The sequence below is a fragment of the Streptomyces sp. NPDC002701 genome (genome assembly GCF_042889045.1).
Lineage (GTDB): Bacteria > Actinomycetota > Actinomycetes > Streptomycetales > Streptomycetaceae > Streptomyces.
In genome coordinates, this window is sequence record NZ_JBIAQL010000049.1 from 1 (window position 1) to 19213 (window position 19213).

Genomic DNA, 19213 nt, shown 5'->3' on the forward strand with positions numbered 1-19213 from the left:
GCCCTTGCCCCCCCCCCGTCCGTTTCCCTACACCTTAAAATTTTGGGGGGCCCCCCCCCCCCCCCGCGGGGGGGCGCCCCCCCCCCCCCCCCGGCGCGGCCCCCGCCCCACCTCGGCCGTCCCGAGTTGTCAGGTCCCCGTCGGTGGTGCGCTCATTGCTGCTGTCAGGAACGTGATCGCCCAGTGCCGGGCTGCCTCGCTCGCTACCGGGGACAGGCAGGCCGGGGAGCTCTGCTGGTAGACCTCGACGCGGTCCACTGCCATCACGGCGAGGATCCCCCGCATCCGGAACCGCAGCTCGTCCGGGGAAAGGCCAGGTAGTGCGCGCCCGAAGGCCGCCAGGTAGCGCTCACGGACCGTCTCCTCGGCTGGACCGGTCCAGCTGCGCACTTCCTCGGCCGGGTCACTGAGAATCGTCACGATCAGCCGGGATGTCCGGGCACCGCCCTCGTCACCGGCCGGCATCTCGTCGAACAGCGGCCCCGCGAATGCCTCCACCAGTTCGGTGACCGCAGGGTCCGGGGTCCTGGCGAGCAGTCGGTCGAGCCCTGCGCACTGCGCGGCGTTGATGGGCTCGATCACGCGGCGGGCGACCGCGGCCAGGAGTTCCGCCTTCGATCCGAAGTGGTACCCGACGGCGGCCAGGTTCGCTCCGGCGAGGTCGGTGATCGCGCGGACCGAGGTGCCGCGGTAGCCGCGCTCGGCGAAGAGGCGTTCGGCCGCGTCGAGGATCTGGGTGCGGGTGTCAGGTGGCGCCATACCTGCGTACACTACAGACGTTTGATTCAAACGAACGTATGACTTAAGCGAATGTACAAAAAGGGTTGCTATGAAACTGCTCGTCTACGGCGCCGGGATTCTCGGCAGCCTGTTCGCCGCCCGCCTGTATGAGGCCGGGCACGACGTTGCGCTCCTCGCCCGGGGCGAGCGTCTGGCCGCCCTGCGCCGGCACGGCGTGCAGCTCGCCGAGGGAGACAGTCCGGCCGTCAGGCGGGTACCGGTGCCGGTGGTCGACCGCCCGGTCGGCGGGTATGACCTGATCGCGGTCTTCGTCCGCACTCACCAGGTGGACGCGGTGCTGGAGTCACTCGCTGGTCTCGAAGGCGACGTGCTGTTCCTGCACAACTGGGCGGCCGGCCCGGAGCCGCTGGGCGCGGTGATCGGCCACGAGCGGGTGCTGCTCGGCTTCGGCATGGCCGGGGGCACGATGGACGGCCACGTGGTCCGCTATCGCGCGACCAACTTTATGACCCGCCGGCTTGCGATGCCGATCGGCGAACCCAACGGCCGGACCACTCCGCGACTCGAACGGATCGTGCGGACATTCCGCACCACGGGGATCAATGCCAAGCCCGAGCCGAAGATGGACGCCTGGCTCAAGACGCACGCCGCGTTCGAGGTGCCACTCGGGCAGGCGGTGCACACGGCGGGCGGCCCGGTAGCGCTGGCCAACGATCCGGACGCGGTCCGGAACATGCTCCGCCTCATGCGGCAGAACCTGGCCGCAATGCCTACGCCGCCGACCCCCCGCGGGTTCGCTGCGTTGCGGACCCTGCCGGAAGGACTACTCGTGGCCACGCTGCGGCGCTTCCTGCGAAGCCCGACGGCCGTACACAGCGGACTCAGCGACGCCTCGCCCGCGACAGCGGCCGAACTCGCGCGGCTGGCCGAACAGATCCGCGCCTATACGAAAGTCCGGTAGGTGACAGGCGGCTGCGCCTCCTCGGCCACCGACGCCGCAGCGAAGTGGAGTCATCACCGATGCCCTGAACCCGTCAGGCCGCGTGGCATCAGGAACAACAGGACACGCGCGACCAGCTGACGACGCGGGTGTGGCTGTCCGCCGCCCCAGCCGCCGACTGCGCGCCATCGCCGCCCGAACCGGCCTGCAGCCCGAACGGATCCTGACCCAACTCGCCGACCAGGTCCGCACGGACGACACCGGCACCCTGACCGTCGACACCTTCACCCCACACTGAACCCAATGCCGCGCGTCAGAACGGGTATCCCACACCCGCGATCCCGTGCGAGTACGGGACACCCTCGGTGGGTGTTCTGTGAGTCTTCGCGCGGGTTCACAGAACACCCGCTCGACAGGGGTCGAGGTCGAGGGTGCGCACGGGGTGGCCTTTCCAGGCTTCGGGTGTGATGGTGGCGATGACGGCGCCGTCGGGGCGGTCCGGGCTGGGCTGGGCTGCGTGCAGGGTGTGGGCGGCGCCCCAGGTGGTCTCCTGTGTCAGGGCCAAGGCGGCGGGCAGGTCGAGGAAAGGGATGCCGTCCAGGGCAGCGGCGTGTTCGGCGGTACCCGGCCGGCCACGGTCGGCCTCGACGAGCGCGCATGCGGTGGCGTACAGGAACCAGCCCGCCCGGGCGTGGGAGCGGTGGATGAGCCGGGAGGCGAGGATGTTGCCGCGGCCGGCGGCCACCATCGTGTCGTCCAGGACGACGTGGACCGGGTTGCTCACGCGGCGTCCGCCTGCGCGAGCCGCCGGTCCAGTTCCGCATCCAGCGCGACCTGCTCGCCGGGGCTGGGGTCATAGCCGTTCCACTCCCGAAGCACTGCCCTCGCCCGCCCGGCACGCTCGGCCCGCTCGGCGGGGGTGAGCAGCGTGTCGGCCATGCGCGCCAGGTAGGCGCACAGACAAAGTCCCTCGGCGGCCGCGATCTCGGCCAGCCGGTCGCGGGCCTCGGCAGGAATACGGATGTTCGCGTCGGGCACGGCGGTGCCTACCTCAGTCACCGCACCAAGATACGAGTACGCACCCGTACCCCTGGGGACGTCATCATCCCCTCCGAAACGAAGGCCGAGCCGAGGTCCTCGGCAGCCCGGAGCAGAGTGCAGGCGTCAGCAGCGCGTGAAGCGCGCACGGCCTCCGCGCCGACGGCCTGTTCGGCGCGGGGCCCGCCACGACCGGACGGTGTCCGAGGTGCGCTCGAGGAAGGGAGCGGCCGGCCGCGCCCGGGCCACATCCGGATCGATGTCGGCGACCTGGCGGAGGTTCACGTTGTCCGAGGACGCGGCCCGTCAGAGGGCGTAAAGCCCTCGTGGTCTACGCGTAGTCGCGAAGCGTCCGGACAGTTGCATCCCGTGCGGCCAGCTTGGTGTCCAACGCGGTCGCGTCCGGCTCATCTTCTGGGGTCGTCGCCTGGAGCCGTCAGCCGGCGACCCTGCCGAACAGGTGGTTGGCAGGGGCGTCCGGGTCATTGCCGTAGAAGAACTCTGTGACCGCCTGGTGGAATTCGGCGCGGTCCAGCGCGCCGGAGCCGTCCCGGTCCAGCGCGGCGAAGACCGCGGCGCAGTCCTCACCCGGAACGCCAGCGACGGAATCGAACATCTGCTGGAACTCTGCCTGGTCGATCTTGCCGTCCGCGTTGAGGTCGACGAGGTCGAAGAAGCAGTTGGTCACCGGCGCGATCTGTTGCGGGTAGAGGGCAGGGTCGGTCAGGACCCGCCTGAACCCTTCGGTCATCTCCCGCTGGTCGACCTTGCCGTCACCGTCCTGATCCATCGGGGCGATGACGTTCGCCCAGAACTCGTCCATCTGCTCGGTGAGCTGGCGGGCTGTCGCGGAGTCCGGCGCGGCGGCGCGGGCGGTGATGTAGCGCTCGCTCATCATGCGGACGTCCTGCCGGGTGATGAATCCGTCGCCGTCGATGTCGGCGCCCCGGAACCACTGGCCGTATTTGAGGTCTTGAAGTGCAGTCACGAACACGCACAGTAGTCACATGATTACGCGGCCGCAAAGGGGTGTGGGGAGCCGATCGGAGGCCGGGGACCGGCCTGCTGCGTGCGTGGCCGTGGCGGACATGGGAACCTGCCCGAAGCGGCCGGAAGTCTCCGTATCAGTGTTCGAGGTGTGGTGGGGTAAAGGCGAGGACCTCAGGAAGGGGATCGCCGTACCTCTCGACGTCGACCAGCGCGCTGAGAGCGCTCGGTCCCTGGGACAGGCGCGAGCACGGCCGGTCCGCCGTGAGCACGTTCGGATTGCCGTGGCGGTCCAAGGTTCCGCCCAGGCCCGGCTGGACCGGATCCCACCACGCCCCCGTGGACAGTTGCACGACGCCTGGCATGACGTCGTCCGACAGGACCGCTCCCGCCAGACAGCTGCCTCGGTCGTTGTAGATGCGTACGATCATGCCGTTCCCTATGCCGCGCGACGTGGCGTCCAGCGGATTGATCGTCACGGGCTCACGGCCGCAGATCTTCGACTTGAGGCTGTGGCCGCCGTTGTCGTACTGGCTGTGCAGGCGCGAGGCGGGCTGATTCGAGATCAGGTGCAGGGGGAACCGGTCCGACAGGCCGGCACGAAGCCACTCCACCGGTTCGAACCACATCGGATGCCCGGTGCAGTCGTCGTAGCCGAACGAGTCGATCTCCTCGGAGAAGATCTCGATCCGGCCCGACGGCGTCGGCAGGGGGAAACGCTGCGGGTCCGAGCGCAGTGCCTCGAAGCTGCCGGGAAACGGTCCGCGCAGCGCCGGCAGCTCAGCGGTGGAGTGCTGCCAGAAGTCGTCGAAGCCCGGCAGAGCGGCATCGTCGTCGAGCCCGGCCCTCGTCTGCTCGTAAAGGTGCCGGACCCATTCGATCTCGGAACGCGACTGCGTGAATTCCTGCTCGTATCCGAGCCGGGAGGCCAGGGCGGCGAAGATCTGGTGGTCGGTGCGCGACTCGCCCTCCGGCTCGCGGACTTTCGGCATCGCGACCAGGTGGGGGTCGGAGAATCCGGCGGCGAAATCGTCGCGTTCCAGGCCGGTGGCGACGGGAAGGACGATGTCCGCGAATTTGGCCGTGGAGTTCCACCAGGCTTCGTGGACCACCACCGTGTCAGGGGCCTGCCAGGCCCGGGTCAGCCGGTGGAGGTCTTGGTGGTGGTGGAACGGGTTGCCTCCGCACCAGTAGACCAGGCGGAGTTCGGGCAAGGTGAGGCGCCGGCCGTCGTAGTCGATGGTCTTGCCCGGGTGCAGCAGGGTGTCGGCGATCCGTGCGACCGGGATGAAGTCCGCAACGGGGTTGGGCACCCGGGGAATCGACGCCACAGAGGGCCGCCCTGGGGCGACGCCGGTCGCGTCCATCGTCGCGTAGCCCGCGCCCCAGCCGCAGCCGAGCCGGCCCATCGAACCCGTCATGGCGGCCAGGACGACAGACATCCAGATCGGTTGTTCGCCGTGGTCCGCCCGCTGCACCGCATAGTTGACCATGATGAGCGAAGCCTGCGTGGTGAGGCGACGAGCGAGGCCGGTGATCGTGTCCCGGTCGATGCCCGTGATCTGCGCTGCCCAGGCAGCGTCCTTGGGAACGCCGTCGAGGTCGCCGGTCAGGTAGGAGGCGAAGCGGTCGAAGCCGACGCAGCACCGGCGTAGGAAGTCCTTGTCGTGCCAGCCGTTCACCAGCATCGTGTGGGCGATGCCGAGCATCACGGCGGTGTCGGTGTTGGGGATGACGGGCAGCCACTCGGCGTCGAGGAAACCGGCCGTGTCACTGCGGATAGGGCTGACGTTCACGAACCGCACCCCGGCAGCACGGCACTGCCGCTGCAGGTCCTGCGTCCGGTGCCTGGCCAGCCCACCAGGATTGATCTGGCTGTTCTTGAGGGCCAGTCCCCCGAACGCCACCACCAGCTCGCAGTTCTCGGCAATCTCGTCCCACAGCGGCATCCGGGACTGATAGCTCCACGGAGCCCCGCCGATCACATGCGGAAGGATGACCTCCAAAGCCGCGGTGCTGTACGTGTTGCGCGAGTCGGTGTATCCCCCGCCCAGCGCCAGGAACCGCTGGAGTTGACTCTGCGCGTTGTGGAACGCCCCCGCACTCGCCCAGCCGTACGATCCGCCGAACACGGCGCTGTCTCCATGCTGTGAACGCACCCGGTGGAGTTCATCGCTCACCAGCGTGATCGCGTCGTCCCAGCTCACCTCCACGAAAGCGTCCGCGCCTCTGGCCGTGTCCTGGGCGCGCGGCAGGCCGTTCAGCCAGCCCTTGCGCACCGCAGGGCGCCGTACGCGAGCGCTGTCGTCGGCGGCCGTCACCATTCCGGGGCCGATGGGCGACGGCGCGGGGTCATCGCTCCTCGGCTCAATGCGCACCAACCGACCGGAATCAACCACCGCAACAAAACTGCCCCAGTGCGTCGCAACCGGCATACGTCGTTCCGCCATGCGCCAACCCACCTCCCTGAAGGCGCCCCAGCTCCCAAACAGCGGATGCACACGTCACAGGGGCTCTGCTTCAGTCGACGGTCCGCAGAAACGGAGGCTGCCCCAGCCGCCCACTGCCCAACCCTGTCGATACGCACGAACACCAGTGGCCGCGCAGATCCGGACGGCGTCGACACGCACCGGAACATATCTTTCGAACATGGGGCCAATGGGTGCAGTTCCGGCTTCACCATCTGCTTCTCCTCGCTGGCGGCGACGCACCGGAACCTGGATCACCGCGCAACAGGCCGGGTGGACGTCGCCGAGTTCGCCCCGAACGCGCCGGTCCCGCAGTTGTGGGGCACAGCCGTCGAGGTCGACGCGGCCGCGCCACTGCTCGACCGGGTGCTGGCCATCACCGGACGCACTCCGTAGCGGTGAGACGAACCCGGTCCACGGCATGCCCGCACGCCGGCCGGGGCCACGGCGCAGCAGCGGCAGGCCATCCACCCGGTGCAGCCGAGCAGAACCTGGAACGAGACCGTCGCCACCCATCCCCCATCGCTCTGCGTCCATCGCATCTGGGCGAGAATTTCGCTCAGATGCGACCGGGGGCGTCTTCGCAGTTCAATCGCTCGACGGAGTGAGACCGCCTGGCACAGCCGGATGTCACGCTGATGAAGAGGGTGCTCAGCAGGCAGCGCATCCACGACGGCGCGTTCTGCGCGATGGACCTCACCGCCCGTCACCTGCGCACCGCCACGACGTCCGGGCCGCCCGCGAACACGGCGTCGTCCGCACTCTCACGGGCGCCGGGATCAGGTGCCGCCGAGGCGCCGGGGGCACAGTCCGCGTCCCGTACTGGGGACGTTGGGAGACACTTTACCGAGGCCAAAAAGGCCGTCAAACGGTCTCACGCCAGGATCCGGGCCTGGTCGAGCAAGCCGTCGCCACCCTCAAGTCGTGCAGACTCCTCCGGCAAGCTACGGTGCTCGACCACTCGCCTCACGAGCCTCGTCCGCGCCGTCGTCACCCTGCAATTGGCCAGCTCAGACCACTGATGGAAAACACTCACTCCATGTGGGCCGGCCACGTGAACAGCAGTACCGTCAGCAGGGGAAGCCTCCTACGACGATGCGATCTGTTTTGTCGTTGGCTGCTGGTTGTACGCCCCTGCGTCCGGCGAAGTTGGCAGGGATGTCCTCGATGGTCACCCAGCTCGAGCCCGTCCAGTTCTGCAGCCTGATGCTGAAACCCCCGCGCACGATGTTGTAGCTGCTGATGCGGTCCTTCAGACTCCAGACCGTGTAACAGCCGGCGTAATGCGGGAGAGCCTGCACTTCCCCGGTCCCGTCACCGTTGTCGTAGAAGCAGAGCGGGAGACCGCTGGAGCATTCCCAGGCAGAAGTTGATGCCGTTGCTGATGTGATTCCGGTCGTGGTCAAGCCGATGGCAAGGGCGACGGTCATGGCCGCAGTGACCGCAGTCTTCCTGATCATGGGTCCTCCAAGGTGCCTATGCGGTTGAGTCGGTGGCAACATCGTGTGGTCGCCGACTGGGAGACCGCAGCAAGCTTCGGCGTGGACCGAACCTTGCCCATGTGGCTGCGGCTGACGGGGCCCTGGCAGCAGCGCAGCTGGCCGGGAATGACCTGGACTGGTGCGTTCGATCGGGAGATTTTGTTTCCGGTACGTGCTTGAGGCGCATACGTGAACTGTTGGCTGCGGGGATGACCTTTGGTTCTGCGTTTCCATATGACCGGTGACGATCTGGCGCGCGTGCCAGTGGCGCCAGGCACAGAGCCGTTGTGGGAGGTGCTGCTCAGCGCGCACCTGCTGGGCAAGAGCGAGGGCGCGCTTGTCTTCGATCGTTGGCGCGGGCGCATGCGTCCTGCGCTGGTTCCGCGGATGCGGCCGTTTCTGGCGCTGGCGCCGCCGTGGGGGTATTCGCCGGACTTCCTCACTCCGCCCACATCCCTGCCCGATATCGACGCAGCTGTCGAGACCGTCTTGGCCACGCCCCGTCGACGCTTGCGTGAGGACATCGACCAGTTGGCGGCCGATCAGGCACCGGCGGCGTGGGCCGGGGCGGTGAGCCGGGGTGAACCTGCGGCGCTACGGCAGCTCGGCAACGCGGTCACGGCGTACCATCGGCAGGCCGTGGAGCCCTACCGGGACCAGATCGACAGCAGCGTGCAGGCCGAGAGGGACAGGCTCGCGCGGGCCTTCCTCACCGGTGGAGTCGAGCAGGTCCTCAACACACTGCGCCCTTTCGCGTTGGGGGTCTGACTCTGTTGCCCTCTTTCTTCTGCTGGCGCGCGCCCACCACCCTGAAGAACGCTGAGGGTCCCCATGTCCTCGTCTATCCGATCCAGCACGACCTGGCCTGGCTGGCTCCCGCCGGGATGAACAGCACGTCCTCGCTCGCCGCGCTGATCGGCCGTACCCGGGCCACCGTGCTGATGACGCTCGCCCAGTCCCCGGCAACCACCTCCGAAATCGCCCGTCTCGTGCGGATCTCGCTGCCGTCCGCGAGCGAGCACGCCACCGTCCTCAGAGACGCCGGACTCATCGTCTCCCACCGCTACGGCACCCGCATCCACCACCACATCACACCACTGGGCACACAACTGTGCACCGAATAGCAGCATGGAACACACCACACGGCCCGCGGCTGGCTCTATTGACGGGTTTCGGCCGCTACGCCTTCACCGCCCCGCCCGCCCCGGGCCAGCGCCCGCTGCGCGACCCGTGCGCGGAAGAACACAGCGGCCCGGACAGCGACGGCTGAACGAGGACGGGCGGGACGGATCTCCTACGCGGGCTCACCGTACTCGGCGACGTACGCCGCGTGGTTCTCCGCGATGACGGCCCGGCCGGCCTCGGCGGTGAGGTGTTCGATGGAGGAGGCGATCGGCACCTGCCGCCCGTCGACGGTGGCCGTGATCTGCCTGATCCGGCGGACCAGTTCGTCGACGACGCTGGGAGCCGACTCGACCAGCAACCCGGCCCCGGGACGCCAGGAGAATCGCGGCGCCTGGCCGATCGCGGTGCTGCGGATGCGACTCGCCAGGGTCGACGAGTGGCTGTACGGCAGCTCCGGGTGTCGGTCAGCAGCAGGTAGACCCTCTCGGGGTCCCCGCCGTAGCCGACCAGTCCCGTGCACGGCTTGATCGGTCGGTCCGTGTCACGGGCCGCCACCTCGTAGACCCCGCATTCCGTGCACCGGAACAGGTCGGCCGCCTGCTCGTACTCGAACTCATGGCCACCGAACCCGTTGGCACGCGGAGTTGCCGGTCATCTGGTCAGGTCCAGCCATTCCCCGACGGCCAGCATGTGTGCGCGCCGTCCGGCGTGTGTGCGCAGTTCATTCTCCGGGTCGGAGACCTCGACGTAGCCCGCGATCTTGTCGGGCTGCTTCGGCTCGTAGTGGATCGGCACCGCGTACCGGGCGTCTAGGATCTCCGCGGCCGCCGCGGCCTGCCTCGGGTCGAGCGCGGCGGGCTCCGGGCTCGGCGGCTGGAGGTGTGGTGCGTCGACCACGGCGCCGTTGGCGGGCAGGAACACCGCGTCGAACGGGCTGAACCGGCGCGCGATGAGCCACCAGTAGCCGTGGAACATCGTGTCGCCGCCGTGGAAGATCCGCTGCCCGTCGGCCTCCACCACCCAGTTCAGCTGCGGGTCGCCCAGCCCGTCGACGGCCGGGACCGCGGTGGCGCGGAACGGCCCGATGTCGCGGGTGGACCAGGCGTCCACGACTTCGACGGCCAGCCGGTGCTCGGTCAGTTCGCTCTCGGCCAGCAGTGTCGTCATGTTGTCCACGTCGTCGCCGTGACCGGGCGCCGGGCGCAGCACCGGCGCCCCCGGCGCCAGCACATCCGCGAGCGCGGGCGCGTCGGTGTGGTCCCGGTGCAGGTGGGTGACCAGCGCGGCGGCGACCTCCCCGCTCGGCGCCGCCAGCCACTCACCGGGCTTCCACCCTGTGAACAGCGGTGAGAGGTCCCGCACGTAGTCGATCACCAGTCGCTCGCCGCCCGCCTCGATCTCCAGCCCGGCCCAGCCCAGTCGTCGCACCCGCATCTCGCACTCCTTCGTCTCGGTGGTGGCGACAAAATTTAGCGTACGAACGTTCGCCAAAGCAATAGCGGACGACCGTACGCTATTCTTGTCGCATGTCACCGCGACGCTCAGCCGCCGAAGCGCAGGCCACCAAGGGCCGGATCCTCGGCCGTGCCGCCGAGATCGCCTCCGAGGAAGGGCTGGACGGCATCACCATCGGCCGACTCGCCGAGGAACTCGAGATGAGCAAGTCCGGGGTGCACAAACACTTCGGCACCAAGGAGACGCTGCAGATCTCCACGCTGGACAAAGCGTTCGTGGACTTCTGGCACCGGGTAGTCGAGCCATGTCTGGCCGAGTCGCCGGGCCTGCGGCGGCTGCGCGCGGTGTGCGCCAACTCCGTGGATTACCTGGAAGAGCCCCTGCTGCCCGGCGGCTGCCTGATGACCGCGGCGCTCACCGAGTACGACGGCCGCCCCGGCCGGGTCCGCGACGCGGTGGCCGAGGTGTGGTCGCGCTGGCGGGAGCAGCTACGAGCAGACCTGGCCGCAGCGGTGGAGAAAGGTGAACTGCCCGCCGGATTCGACATCGACCAGGCGCTGTTCGAGATCATCGCCGCCGGTCTGGCCCTGAACGCGGCCACGCAGCTCCAGCACGACGGGGCGGCGGCGGGCCGGGCCCGCCGCGCGATCGAACGGGCCTTGGACCAGTCCTGACCGCACGTCAAGCGAGAGGCGATCGAGCAGGCCCCACCGAGCCACCCCGGATACGACCGCCTGCCCGCTTTCCTACTGGCCAACCCGTTTCCGTCCGAAATTTTCCGAGTACTACGGGCCCCACTGTCCGGCCCGCACCGGTCGGCGGGCGTCATGGAGTACGACGACCGCCCCTGCTCGGGTGCCGGGCGGCCAGCAGTCCCTCCGCCGTTCCAACTACCGTCTCCCTTCCTGACGTCGAACGATCCTTTGACGACAGACCCCGCGAGCGCGTTCAATGAGAATCGGACTAACTCCCGTGCCGGTGCCGCGTGCAACCAACGGGACTACTCCTTGCTCCGGGCACGCAGGCACCACGGTCTGGACCTCGTCGGTGCTCTTGGCGCGCACGACCGCCACCGCTCGGCCCGTACGCGGCCGCATCGCCTGGTCGTGCGAGAGACCGGCCACGATGTCCGGATCGGTCACCACCCGGGCCCGCGGGCAGCCGTCGCCTGAGTGCTTCGGCGATACCCACGGCAGGGGGCGTCATGCTGACGATGTCACGCTCGGCCGCCCGCACACCTCCAGCGAAGTCGACTCACGTGGGACGGAAGGAGAGCTGCGGCGTCCAGGCTCACCGGGCGCGGCAGGCCCTGAGGTAGCTGAGGAACGATGCCTGCAGCCCGGTCACATGCGTCTCGTGCATGAGTGCGCTGGTGACGGATCCGCCGCGTGAGGTGAGGCGGTGAAGGAACGTGGCCGCGTTCTTCGCGAGATTCTGGTAGACCGCCAGGTCTCCGAGCATCTCCTGCTCGTTGAGGGTCACGTGCAGCTTGGTGTCGGGCAGGGTGTCACCCATGCCTTCAAGTAGAGCGAAGACCTGACTGTCCGCATTGACGATGCCGGGGCTGCCCGCGCCGATGCTCTCGAAGAAGGTGCCCTTGGTGAGCCAGGCGTAGAGGCTGAAGAGTCCGCCGTAGGAGTAGCCGAAGAGGCCGTGACCGCTCGGAGCTGTGCCGTAGTCGCGTTCGATTCGCGGGTGCAGGTCGTCGGTGAGGAAGTTCAGGAACATGTCCCCGCGGCTGTCGCTCAATTCAGCGATGTAGGCGTCGGCCTGCTCGCGAGTTGTCACACCCCTCTCGACCCCCATTTCCACCGCGTCGATGTACTCCTTCGCGATGGGTTCGCCGGGCGGCACGAGGTCGCGGTTGCGCAACCGCTCCCAGTGCTCGGCTTCCTCGCCCGCGTAGCCCACGCTGACTTGGACGTAGGGCTGCATCGCCTGCATGGGGTCCAACTGCGTGACGATGAGTGGGGCGGTCAAACCCACGGCCCAGTTGCCGTCGAGCACGTACACGACAGGCGCCGGCGCTGTGGCGGGGTCGTAGTGCGGTGGCGTGGTGACCCAGACGCCGTAGTCGTACCCACCGCTGGAGCGCATCTCGAAGTAGTCGGTGTGGGGAAGGCAGCCTTGCCACATGGTGCTCATCTGAGGTCCTTTACGATCATGCCGGCCTGGATGACGAGGACGGCGTTTGTGGGGTCGGAGAACAGTTCCGGGTCTTCGAGCGGATTGCCGTTCCAGAGAACGAGGTCTGCCTGCGCGCCGGGAGTGATGACACCCACCTGGCCGGACAGGCCGAGGATCTCGGCGTTGGTCCGGGTCGCCGCCACGAGCGCTTCCATCGGCGTCTCGAGGGCTGCGCGCAGGCTGAGTTCTTTGCCGCGACGGTCCTGGGCCGGACCGATGAGATCGGAACCCAGCCCGATCCGTACTCCTGCGTGCTTGGCGACGGCGAGCGCATGCGCCATCTGCTCGCGTACGCCCTTGACCCGGTCGCGGGCCGACGCGGCGAGGCCGGCTCCGGCGGTGTCGTGCAGCAGTTGCTCGACGACGGCGAACGTGGGCACGAGGGCAACCTCGCGATCGGCCATCAGAGCCGCTGTGGATTCGTTGAGGCTGGTGCCGTGCTCGACACAGCGCACCCCGGCCTCGACCGCATTGCGTATGCCCTGGTTGTTGTGGGCGTGGACGGTCACATAGGTGTTCCGCGCCGCAGCTTCCTGAACTGCGACAGCGATCTCTTCGACGGTGAACTGGGTGTCGGTCAGCCGATCATGTCCGCCCACCACTCCGCCTGTCACGCAGAGCTTCAGGAAGGAGGCTCCGCGACGGAAGGCTTCGCGGACGTTGTGCCGCAGCTCGTCCGTGTTGCCCGCCATCATCGACAGGGCGCACAGGCCCGGGATGTGGTGGCTGCTCCACAGCTCGGTGGGTTCCCATTCGGCTCCGTAGTAGCCGTGCCCACCGATCTGGCACTGAACAGGTCCGCACGACAGGACGCGCGGCCCTTTGACCTTGCCCTTCGCGATCGCGGTGACGACACCGCCGTCGATCCCGCCGGTGTCGCGGACGGTGGTGAAGCCGGCGTCGAGCGTCGCGCCGGCCGTGGCGAAGATGTCCGCCGCGATCTCGGCGGCGCTGATCTGAAACGAGAAGTGCGGCTGGATCGGGCTCGACAGGCCCAGGTGGACGTGAGCGTCGATCAGGCCGGGCGTCATCGTCAATCCCTCGGCATCGAGACGCTCGCCGTGCGCGCTGGAGCCGCCAAGTCGGGTAATGCGGCCGTTCTCGATCGTGAGATCGAGGCTGCTGGGGTCACGCCCTGATCCGTCGATGACCGTCGCGCCGACCACATGAGCAGGTCCCATCGTCGATCCCTCCGCCATTGCATCCGTCTTTTCCAATGGATAAACTGTGGGAGTGATCCTGTCAACTTCGCAACGCAGCGGCAGCGCGCGCGAGCGACTCCTGGTGCGGCTTCTCGATGCCTTCGGTGAGACCCTCCCGCCGCCGGAAATGTCGCTCCGTGAGATCGCCACCCGAATCGAGACCAGCCACGCCCTGTTGCGCTACCACTTCGGGTCGCTCCCGGGCGTCTTGGCCGCCATGCTCACGGCCCAGCGCTCCCGTGACAACGAAGCACTTCTGGAGGCCGCCCAGCAGGGCACCTTCGACGATTTCGTCGTGGCGATCTGGCGTACCTACACCCGGCCGGAGCAGCTGTCGCGTGTCCGCGGCTTCTTCCACGTCGTCGGACTGGCCGCGTACGCCCCCGAGGACTTCCGTGAGTTTGTGGGGTCGATCGACGACCTGACCGTGATGCTGTCCTCACTTGCACAACGCGAAGGGCTCGACGCGAAGGAGGCGCGGGAGGCGGCCACCGTCACCATTGCCGCGATTCGCGGCCTCCTCCTGCAGGAACTCCTCACTCCCGGAACCCGCTCGGAGGACGCGGTCGCCTTGATCTTGCGCATGCGCGAGGGCCGACCCGCTCCACGATCACGTCCGGAACGTTGAGCGGCCTTCGGCCCCCACAGCCTGAGCATCGGCGCACACGCGCGACAACGGTGCGATACAGCGACGGAAAGTGACAACAACAGTCCCCGGACATGGCCTCCTACCCGCGTACGGTGCGGGCCACGGCTGCACGGCGGCCCGCCGCGCCGCCGCAGGTACCGTCTGGCCTGGCGATAAGAAGGTGAGTTGCAACGTGACTGATAGCACAGACGTAGTCGTCGTCGGGGCCGGGGTCATCGGATCCTCCATCGCTCTCGAACTGGCGCGGAGCGGCCTGCGGGTGGTCGTCGTCGACAAGTTCGGCGGCGCAGGCAACGGCTCCACCAGCGCATCGAGTGCCGTGGTCCGCTTCACCTATCCCACCATCGCGGGCGTCATTGCTGCGTGGGAGTCCCTTCACGGCTGGGAAGCATGGCGCGACCACCTCCAAGCGCCCGCCGGTGAACCCCTCGCAGCGTTCAACCGCTGCGGCGTCACCCTGCTGGACGTGGACTTCGCACCCCGCAGCCTGTTCACACGCCACTTCGACAAGGTCGGCGTCCCGTACGAGGAATGGGATGCACAGGAGCTGTCCTTGCGCTTGCCCGCCGTGGACACCGGCCGGTATTTCCCGCCCCGCCCCGTGGATGACGAAGAGTTCTTCGCCGACGCATCCGCTCGGCTCGGTGCTCTTCACACACCCGACGGAGGCTTTGTCGACGACCCGCAACTCGCCGCCCGCAACCTTGCTGCGGCCGCCGAGCGACACGGAGCCACCTTCCGCTGGAAGACCGAGGTCACCGCGGTGATGCGGCGCGGGGGTCGCGTGCGCGGGGTGCGCCTCAAGGAAGGGACCGAACTGTCCGCCGGGGTGGTCGTCAACTCGGCCGGCCCATGGTCGGGACAGCTGAACCGGCTCGCCGGAGTAGGCGGCGACTTCACGGTCGGCCTGCGGCCGCTTCGCCAGGAGGTGCACCATGTAGCGGCCCCCGCCGGCTACCACGACGTCAGCGGCGACCGTCAGGCACCGGTGCTGGCCGATATGGACCTCGGCACATACATACGGCCCGAAGGCAGGGAGTTCCTGCTCGTCGGCGGCACGGAACCCAAGTGCGACCCGCTGGAATGGCTCGAGGATCCGGAAGACGGGAGCCCGCTCCCGAGCGTGTCGCAGTTCAGAACGCAGGTGACGCGGGCGGCTCGCCGACTGCCCGGTCTGCGCGTTCCCAACAAGCCCAAAGGCGTGGCAGGCGTGTACGACGTGACCGACGACTGGACCCCCGTATACGACCGAACCGACCTTGCCGGCTTTTACGTAGCCATCGGCACCAGCGGCAATCAGTTCAAGAACGCCCCTCTTGTAGGCCGCCTCATGGCCACCCTGATCCACGGTGTCGAAGGCGGCCACGACCACGACCGCAGTGCGCTCACGCACACCTGCGCACACACCGGCCAGACCATCGACCTCGGTGCATTCTCACGCCGACGTCGGCCGGCCGCATCCACGGGCACAGTCCTTGGCTGACGGGCCGCGATCAGCCGGGCCGACCTGCGCCTCGACGGCCGGCACGGCGAAAACCAGCCTGAGCACTTCCAGACACACCTGGCCAACGGGGCAACCGCCATGTTCTTCCGCTGCACCGTCTACGGCTCCCATCTCGCCTACCCCGATGCTCTCAGTCGTGGTGTTTGACGCTCCGTCCGCACAGGCCAGGACGATCCGGGACCGCTCCGCCACGCGAGGCGAGGCCGCGCCGTCCGCTCAACGTGCCAACTCCGCACACGCCTCGACGGACAGCACGACTTCGCAGCACTAGGCCCCCGAGACGTCATGAAAACAGCCCACCGACTTCGAGCCGCCATCTCTGGCGCATCACAATGAGCCGCCACTCTCACCCCTGAAGTTCCAATTATCCCGATTCATGCGAATTCGAAAGGCGACACACCAAGAATAGGCAGATAAGCGAAAAGGTGATTGCTTGACCTTTCAACTTCAAGTTGATAGAGTTCCATTCCGGTTCATTCGCTTGCGCCAAGATGGGAATAGTCATGCATTTACGCCCCTTCGCCCTTGGACTCGCCTCCGCTGCTTTCGTGGGCGCCATGATCACTGCACCCGTGGCCTCAGCTGCTGGCAGCGGGGCGTCCGACGAAGCCTGGCCCCCCGGCAACTGCCCCCAAGACAACGTCTGCGTCTGGGCCCACTGGGCCTTCCCCGAGCCCGCGCCCGTGGAAACCCCGTCAGTGGCCACCGACAGGGAGTGGTCCGGGGATGCCCCAGGGCTCACCTACTACAACCACACGTCCCGCGATGCGGACCTGAAGTACTACCACGTCTGGCCGGACGGATCGAAGTCGACGTACACGTTGTGCGTCCCCCACAAGTCCGGGAACATCTTCTACCTACCGGTGAACGTCACCGCGGTGACGTGGCACGACGGTTCCTGCTGACCCTCGCGCCGCACTCCCGTCCCCCTTCCGCTCGGCGAGGCGCAGCCGACGCCGGGACCGTAAGACTTTCGGCACTTCCAAGATTTCCGTAAGCGCTGATCATCGGCCGGGCTTCAGTTGTGCAGAACGGTACGGCACAGGAGGCGGTGACTGGCACCTCCATACATCAGTGCTTGAGAAGTCTGATCTTTTCGCCGGCTCCTTCGGCGGCAGTGCGGCCGCAGCTTCTAGTCTCACTCTTCTTCTTGACGGTCCGCCGACTCTGTCGGCGGACCGTTTCGCACTTGGTGGCTGATGCCGGGCAGGCCGCTCCGGGGCGCTGGTCGAAGTCTGCTCTCTGCGGGCGGAAGAGAGTCAGGGGCCGCCGTGCACCACCGACCCGGATGAGCTGGTCTCCTGAGTGAGCGTGCTGGAGACCGTCACGGTATTCGCGACGTACGCGTCGGTCGGGCTCGGCATCCTGCAGCGCCCGCACGCCGCCGGCTTGCCTTCGTGGAGCCTGATGGTCGCGGACGAGGCGCACTGGACCAGCGGGGATGGTTCGAAACCGTGGGCGGCCGTGCACGACCAGGCGCAGCTGCCCGCCGAGCGCCGGCTCCACATGACGCCACCGCGCGGGTGTGGGAGGCCGAAGGTGAGCGGCCGCGGCTTGTGGCGTCAATGGAGGGCGGCTCCATGGCTTTTGGGCCGTTGGCGTACAGGCTGACGCTGTCGGAGGCGATCGGGCGGGGCATCGTCGCCCCGTACCCGGTGTTGTGTCTCGACATCCGCGCCCCGACCTCTACGCGGCCCTCGCCACAGAGACAACCGACTCGGACGCCGTGCGCGGGGCCCGGCTCGCGGCCATCCAGACAGGACTGATGCACGCAGCAGAGGAGGAGCGGTTCCGTCGGGTGCTGTCGTTCCACAGCCGAGACGGTGCAGCCGAAGCCATGGCCGTCTCAGTGCCGGCAGTCGCAGCCCGGCTCGCCGCCGACGCCCCCAACACCTACCCGCCCGCCAACCAGGTGTGGGCAGAGTGGCTGTACGTCGAGCACGCCCCGGCCACCGCCGCACCGTGCTCGACGAATTTCCCTCCGACTTCCTCGGAGGGACCGAATTCGACGGCCGGGATGTATGTGCCGAATTGCGTGTTCATTGTTCGGTTCGAGTTCTTGGCGAGGGTGTTGATACTGCCGAATGTGACTCGGTGCTTTTCTCGGATGCGCCTGGTTCGACGGTGGACATTGCGCAGATGGTCGGACGTGCTCTGCGATTGAATCCGGACCACGGGAAACTCGCCACATCTCACTTCGAGTTCATCCACCTCCACGCGCCGCGCGGTGACCCGTTCCAGCAGCTCGGGGCCGACACACACCGGATCCCCGAAAGCCCCCCGCTCACGATGAATGCGAACCGACAAGCTGGCCCTGGAGCCGGAGGTGGCGGTCCAGGGCCGTGTATGTCGTGACGCGTGGACGCACGCGTTTCACCGCGACGGTGGCGGCGGAGGTACGAGTACCGCCTGCAGAGCCGGACCGACACGCCGGACGATCGCTTCACGATCCTCCTCGGCGAGCACGGAAACCTGCAGGATCTGCCGACCGACGGTGATGCCGACGAGCATCGAGGCCGCGAGAGCAGCGCGGAGCGCGGCATCATGGCGGTCCGACCCGAAGTGCTGGATGCTCTCGGACAGTCGCGATTCGATGAACTCCCGCAGCTGTGTGCTCGCCCGCTCGTTGGAGACGGCTCCGCGCAGCATCGCCTGCAGCGCCTCGGCATCGGGCTGATCACCCTCCCAGACGGCGAGATACGCCCGGACGGCTTGCTCGCCGACCGATTCGAGAGGACCGCTGAACGCGCCCGCGATGCGGGAGAGCGCCTCGGGCGAGATCGACATCACCGCTCCGAAGAGCTCGTCCTTCGACCGGAAGAACTGCATGACGAGTGCAGCGTCGACGCCGGCATCCATGGCGATCGCACGGATCGTTGTGCCCTTGAACCCGGCTGCCGCGAACTGCCGACGCGCGGCGTTGAGCACCGCCTGGCGGGTCGTGTTCTGCCCGGGCCTTCGGCCGCGCCGCGCAGGCGACTCCCGCGTCTCACGTTGCTCAGCCATGCGAACAGTGTACGGTGAACCAACGATATCAACAGACGTTGATATCGATGCGCGAGCGAAGGAGCACACCACGGAGAACAGCCGAAGGACCTGCCTGCCATCCGCACCGACGGCGCCCGGCAGCTCTCCGTGCACCTCGTCCTTTACCCCCGGTGAACAGTTCCGTTTCATCGTCAGCGGCCGCGTTCTGCTCGGCTCGACGATGCCCGGCATGCCCGAGCACACCTTGCCGAGCACCAGCACCAGCACCAGCAGCAGCAGCAGCAGCAGCGCGCGTACGGGCGGGCGGGCGGCGATCAACGCCTCCTGCCTTCAGCTTTTTGTCCAGCACTCCTGAGGAGTCTCAATGATGAAGTCAAGCCGCTTGCGCGACCGGCAGCTCGGGGGTGAAGACCCGGTTGTCGCGCAGGAGTGCCCACAGCACGCTGGC

21 protein-coding genes and 1 pseudogene are annotated in these 19213 nt (G+C 67.9%); 11 read left to right on the top strand and 11 right to left on the bottom strand.

The window, feature by feature from the left end:
* Positions 1–129 precede the first annotated feature (129 nt).
* Entirely contained in the window at positions 130–759 is a 630-nt protein-coding gene (locus ACFYXC_RS40980) for a TetR/AcrR family transcriptional regulator (protein WP_389558133.1), read from the bottom strand.
* Positions 760–829: 70 nt separating this feature from the next.
* Between ACFYXC_RS40980 and ACFYXC_RS40985 the strand changes: the two genes are divergently transcribed.
* Together ACFYXC_RS40985 and ACFYXC_RS40990 are read left to right on the top strand one after the other, a co-directional pair.
* Positions 830–1702 carry a ketopantoate reductase family protein gene (locus tag ACFYXC_RS40985; protein ID WP_389558135.1) on the top strand — a complete coding sequence of 291 codons (873 nt, stop codon included), beginning with the start codon at positions 830–832 and terminating at the stop codon, positions 1700–1702.
* A gap of 130 nt (positions 1703–1832) precedes the next feature.
* Positions 1833–1979 carry a hypothetical protein gene (locus ACFYXC_RS40990; protein ID WP_389558137.1) on the top strand — a complete coding sequence of 49 codons (147 nt, stop codon included), beginning with the start codon at positions 1833–1835 and terminating at the stop codon, positions 1977–1979.
* A gap of 96 nt (positions 1980–2075) precedes the next feature.
* On the opposite strand, the gene ACFYXC_RS40995 is transcribed toward ACFYXC_RS40990, so the two are convergent.
* The 4 genes from ACFYXC_RS40995 to ACFYXC_RS41010 form a co-directional block, all read right to left on the bottom strand.
* Positions 2076–2465 (bottom strand): hypothetical protein, encoded by a 390-nt coding sequence (locus tag ACFYXC_RS40995; protein ID WP_389558138.1) that lies wholly within the window; start codon positions 2463–2465, stop codon positions 2076–2078.
* The gene (locus tag ACFYXC_RS41000; protein WP_389558165.1) at positions 2462–2719 is read right to left on the bottom strand and encodes a hypothetical protein; all 258 of its coding nucleotides are present in this window, start codon (positions 2717–2719) and stop codon (positions 2462–2464) included. Before ACFYXC_RS41000 ends, ACFYXC_RS40995 begins: the two co-directional genes overlap by 4 nt.
* Positions 2720–3155: 436 nt before the next feature.
* Positions 3156–3707, bottom strand: coding sequence for an EF-hand domain-containing protein (locus ACFYXC_RS41005; RefSeq protein ID WP_389558140.1), 552 nt, complete (start codon positions 3705–3707; stop codon positions 3156–3158).
* A gap of 136 nt (positions 3708–3843) precedes the next feature.
* Positions 3844–6156, bottom strand: coding sequence for a molybdopterin-dependent oxidoreductase (locus ACFYXC_RS41010; protein WP_389558142.1), 2313 nt, complete (start codon positions 6154–6156; stop codon positions 3844–3846).
* Positions 6157–6447: 291 nt separating this feature from the next.
* Between ACFYXC_RS41010 and ACFYXC_RS41015 the strand changes: the two genes are divergently transcribed.
* Together ACFYXC_RS41015 and ACFYXC_RS41020 are read left to right on the top strand one after the other, a co-directional pair.
* Complete coding sequence (locus tag ACFYXC_RS41015) at positions 6448–6570, top strand: hypothetical protein (protein ID WP_389558144.1); 123 nt, start codon at positions 6448–6450, stop codon at positions 6568–6570.
* Positions 6571–6895: 325 nt separating this feature from the next.
* A pseudogene (locus tag ACFYXC_RS41020) lies at positions 6896–7196 on the top strand (IS5/IS1182 family transposase); the annotation flags it as partial.
* Positions 7197–7244: 48 nt separating this feature from the next.
* Here ACFYXC_RS41020 and ACFYXC_RS41025 read toward each other — a convergent pair.
* Positions 7245–7634 (bottom strand): hypothetical protein, encoded by a 390-nt coding sequence (locus ACFYXC_RS41025; RefSeq protein WP_389558146.1) that lies wholly within the window; start codon positions 7632–7634, stop codon positions 7245–7247.
* 255 nt (positions 7635–7889) lie between these two features.
* Between ACFYXC_RS41025 and ACFYXC_RS41030 the strand changes: the two genes are divergently transcribed.
* On the top strand, positions 7890–8423 hold the full coding sequence (locus ACFYXC_RS41030; protein ID WP_389558147.1) for a hypothetical protein: 534 nt from the start codon (positions 7890–7892) through the stop codon (positions 8421–8423).
* Between the two features lie 5 nt (positions 8424–8428).
* A complete protein-coding gene (locus ACFYXC_RS41035) occupies positions 8429–8779 on the top strand; it encodes an ArsR/SmtB family transcription factor (RefSeq protein ID WP_389558149.1) in 351 nt (116 codons plus the stop codon).
* 170 nt (positions 8780–8949) lie between these two features.
* Here the strand turns inward: ACFYXC_RS41035 and ACFYXC_RS41040 are convergent, their stop codons facing one another.
* Positions 8950–9138, bottom strand: a complete 189-nt coding sequence (locus ACFYXC_RS41040) for a hypothetical protein (protein WP_389558151.1) — start codon at positions 9136–9138, stop codon at positions 8950–8952.
* A 293-nt stretch (positions 9139–9431) separates the two neighbouring features.
* Positions 9432–10214, bottom strand: a complete 783-nt coding sequence (locus ACFYXC_RS41045; RefSeq protein WP_389558153.1) for an MBL fold metallo-hydrolase — start codon at positions 10212–10214, stop codon at positions 9432–9434.
* Positions 10215–10306: 92 nt separating this feature from the next.
* On the opposite strand from ACFYXC_RS41045, the gene ACFYXC_RS41050 reads away from it, so the two are divergent.
* The gene (locus ACFYXC_RS41050; protein ID WP_389558155.1) at positions 10307–10909 is read left to right on the top strand and encodes a TetR/AcrR family transcriptional regulator; all 603 of its coding nucleotides are present in this window, start codon (positions 10307–10309) and stop codon (positions 10907–10909) included.
* A 616-nt stretch (positions 10910–11525) separates the two neighbouring features.
* Here ACFYXC_RS41050 and ACFYXC_RS41055 read toward each other — a convergent pair.
* Positions 11526–12380: an alpha/beta hydrolase gene (locus ACFYXC_RS41055; protein WP_389558157.1), complete on the bottom strand. Its 855-nt coding sequence runs from the start codon at positions 12378–12380 to the stop codon at positions 11526–11528.
* Positions 12377–13639, bottom strand: coding sequence for an amidohydrolase family protein (locus tag ACFYXC_RS41060; RefSeq protein WP_389558158.1), 1263 nt, complete (start codon positions 13637–13639; stop codon positions 12377–12379). Before ACFYXC_RS41060 ends, ACFYXC_RS41055 begins: the two co-directional genes overlap by 4 nt.
* Positions 13640–13649: 10 nt before the next feature.
* On the opposite strand from ACFYXC_RS41060, the gene ACFYXC_RS41065 reads away from it, so the two are divergent.
* The 4 genes from ACFYXC_RS41065 to ACFYXC_RS41080 all read left to right on the top strand — a co-directional run bounded on the left by ACFYXC_RS41065 (position 13650) and on the right by ACFYXC_RS41080 (position 18132).
* Entirely contained in the window at positions 13650–14252 is a 603-nt protein-coding gene (locus tag ACFYXC_RS41065) for a TetR/AcrR family transcriptional regulator (protein WP_389558160.1), read from the top strand.
* A 193-nt stretch (positions 14253–14445) separates the two neighbouring features.
* Positions 14446–15756: an NAD(P)/FAD-dependent oxidoreductase gene (locus ACFYXC_RS41070; protein WP_389558167.1), complete on the top strand. Its 1311-nt coding sequence runs from the start codon at positions 14446–14448 to the stop codon at positions 15754–15756.
* 578 nt (positions 15757–16334) lie between these two features.
* Complete coding sequence (locus ACFYXC_RS41075; RefSeq protein ID WP_389558161.1) at positions 16335–16682, top strand: hypothetical protein; 348 nt, start codon at positions 16335–16337, stop codon at positions 16680–16682.
* 1189 nt (positions 16683–17871) lie between these two features.
* Positions 17872–18132 carry a hypothetical protein gene (locus ACFYXC_RS41080; protein ID WP_389558168.1) on the top strand — a complete coding sequence of 87 codons (261 nt, stop codon included), beginning with the start codon at positions 17872–17874 and terminating at the stop codon, positions 18130–18132.
* A gap of 18 nt (positions 18133–18150) precedes the next feature.
* Here the strand turns inward: ACFYXC_RS41080 and ACFYXC_RS41085 are convergent, their stop codons facing one another.
* Positions 18151–19083: a TetR family transcriptional regulator gene (locus tag ACFYXC_RS41085; RefSeq protein WP_389558163.1), complete on the bottom strand. Its 933-nt coding sequence runs from the start codon at positions 19081–19083 to the stop codon at positions 18151–18153.
* Between the last annotated feature and the right edge of the window lie 130 nt (positions 19084–19213).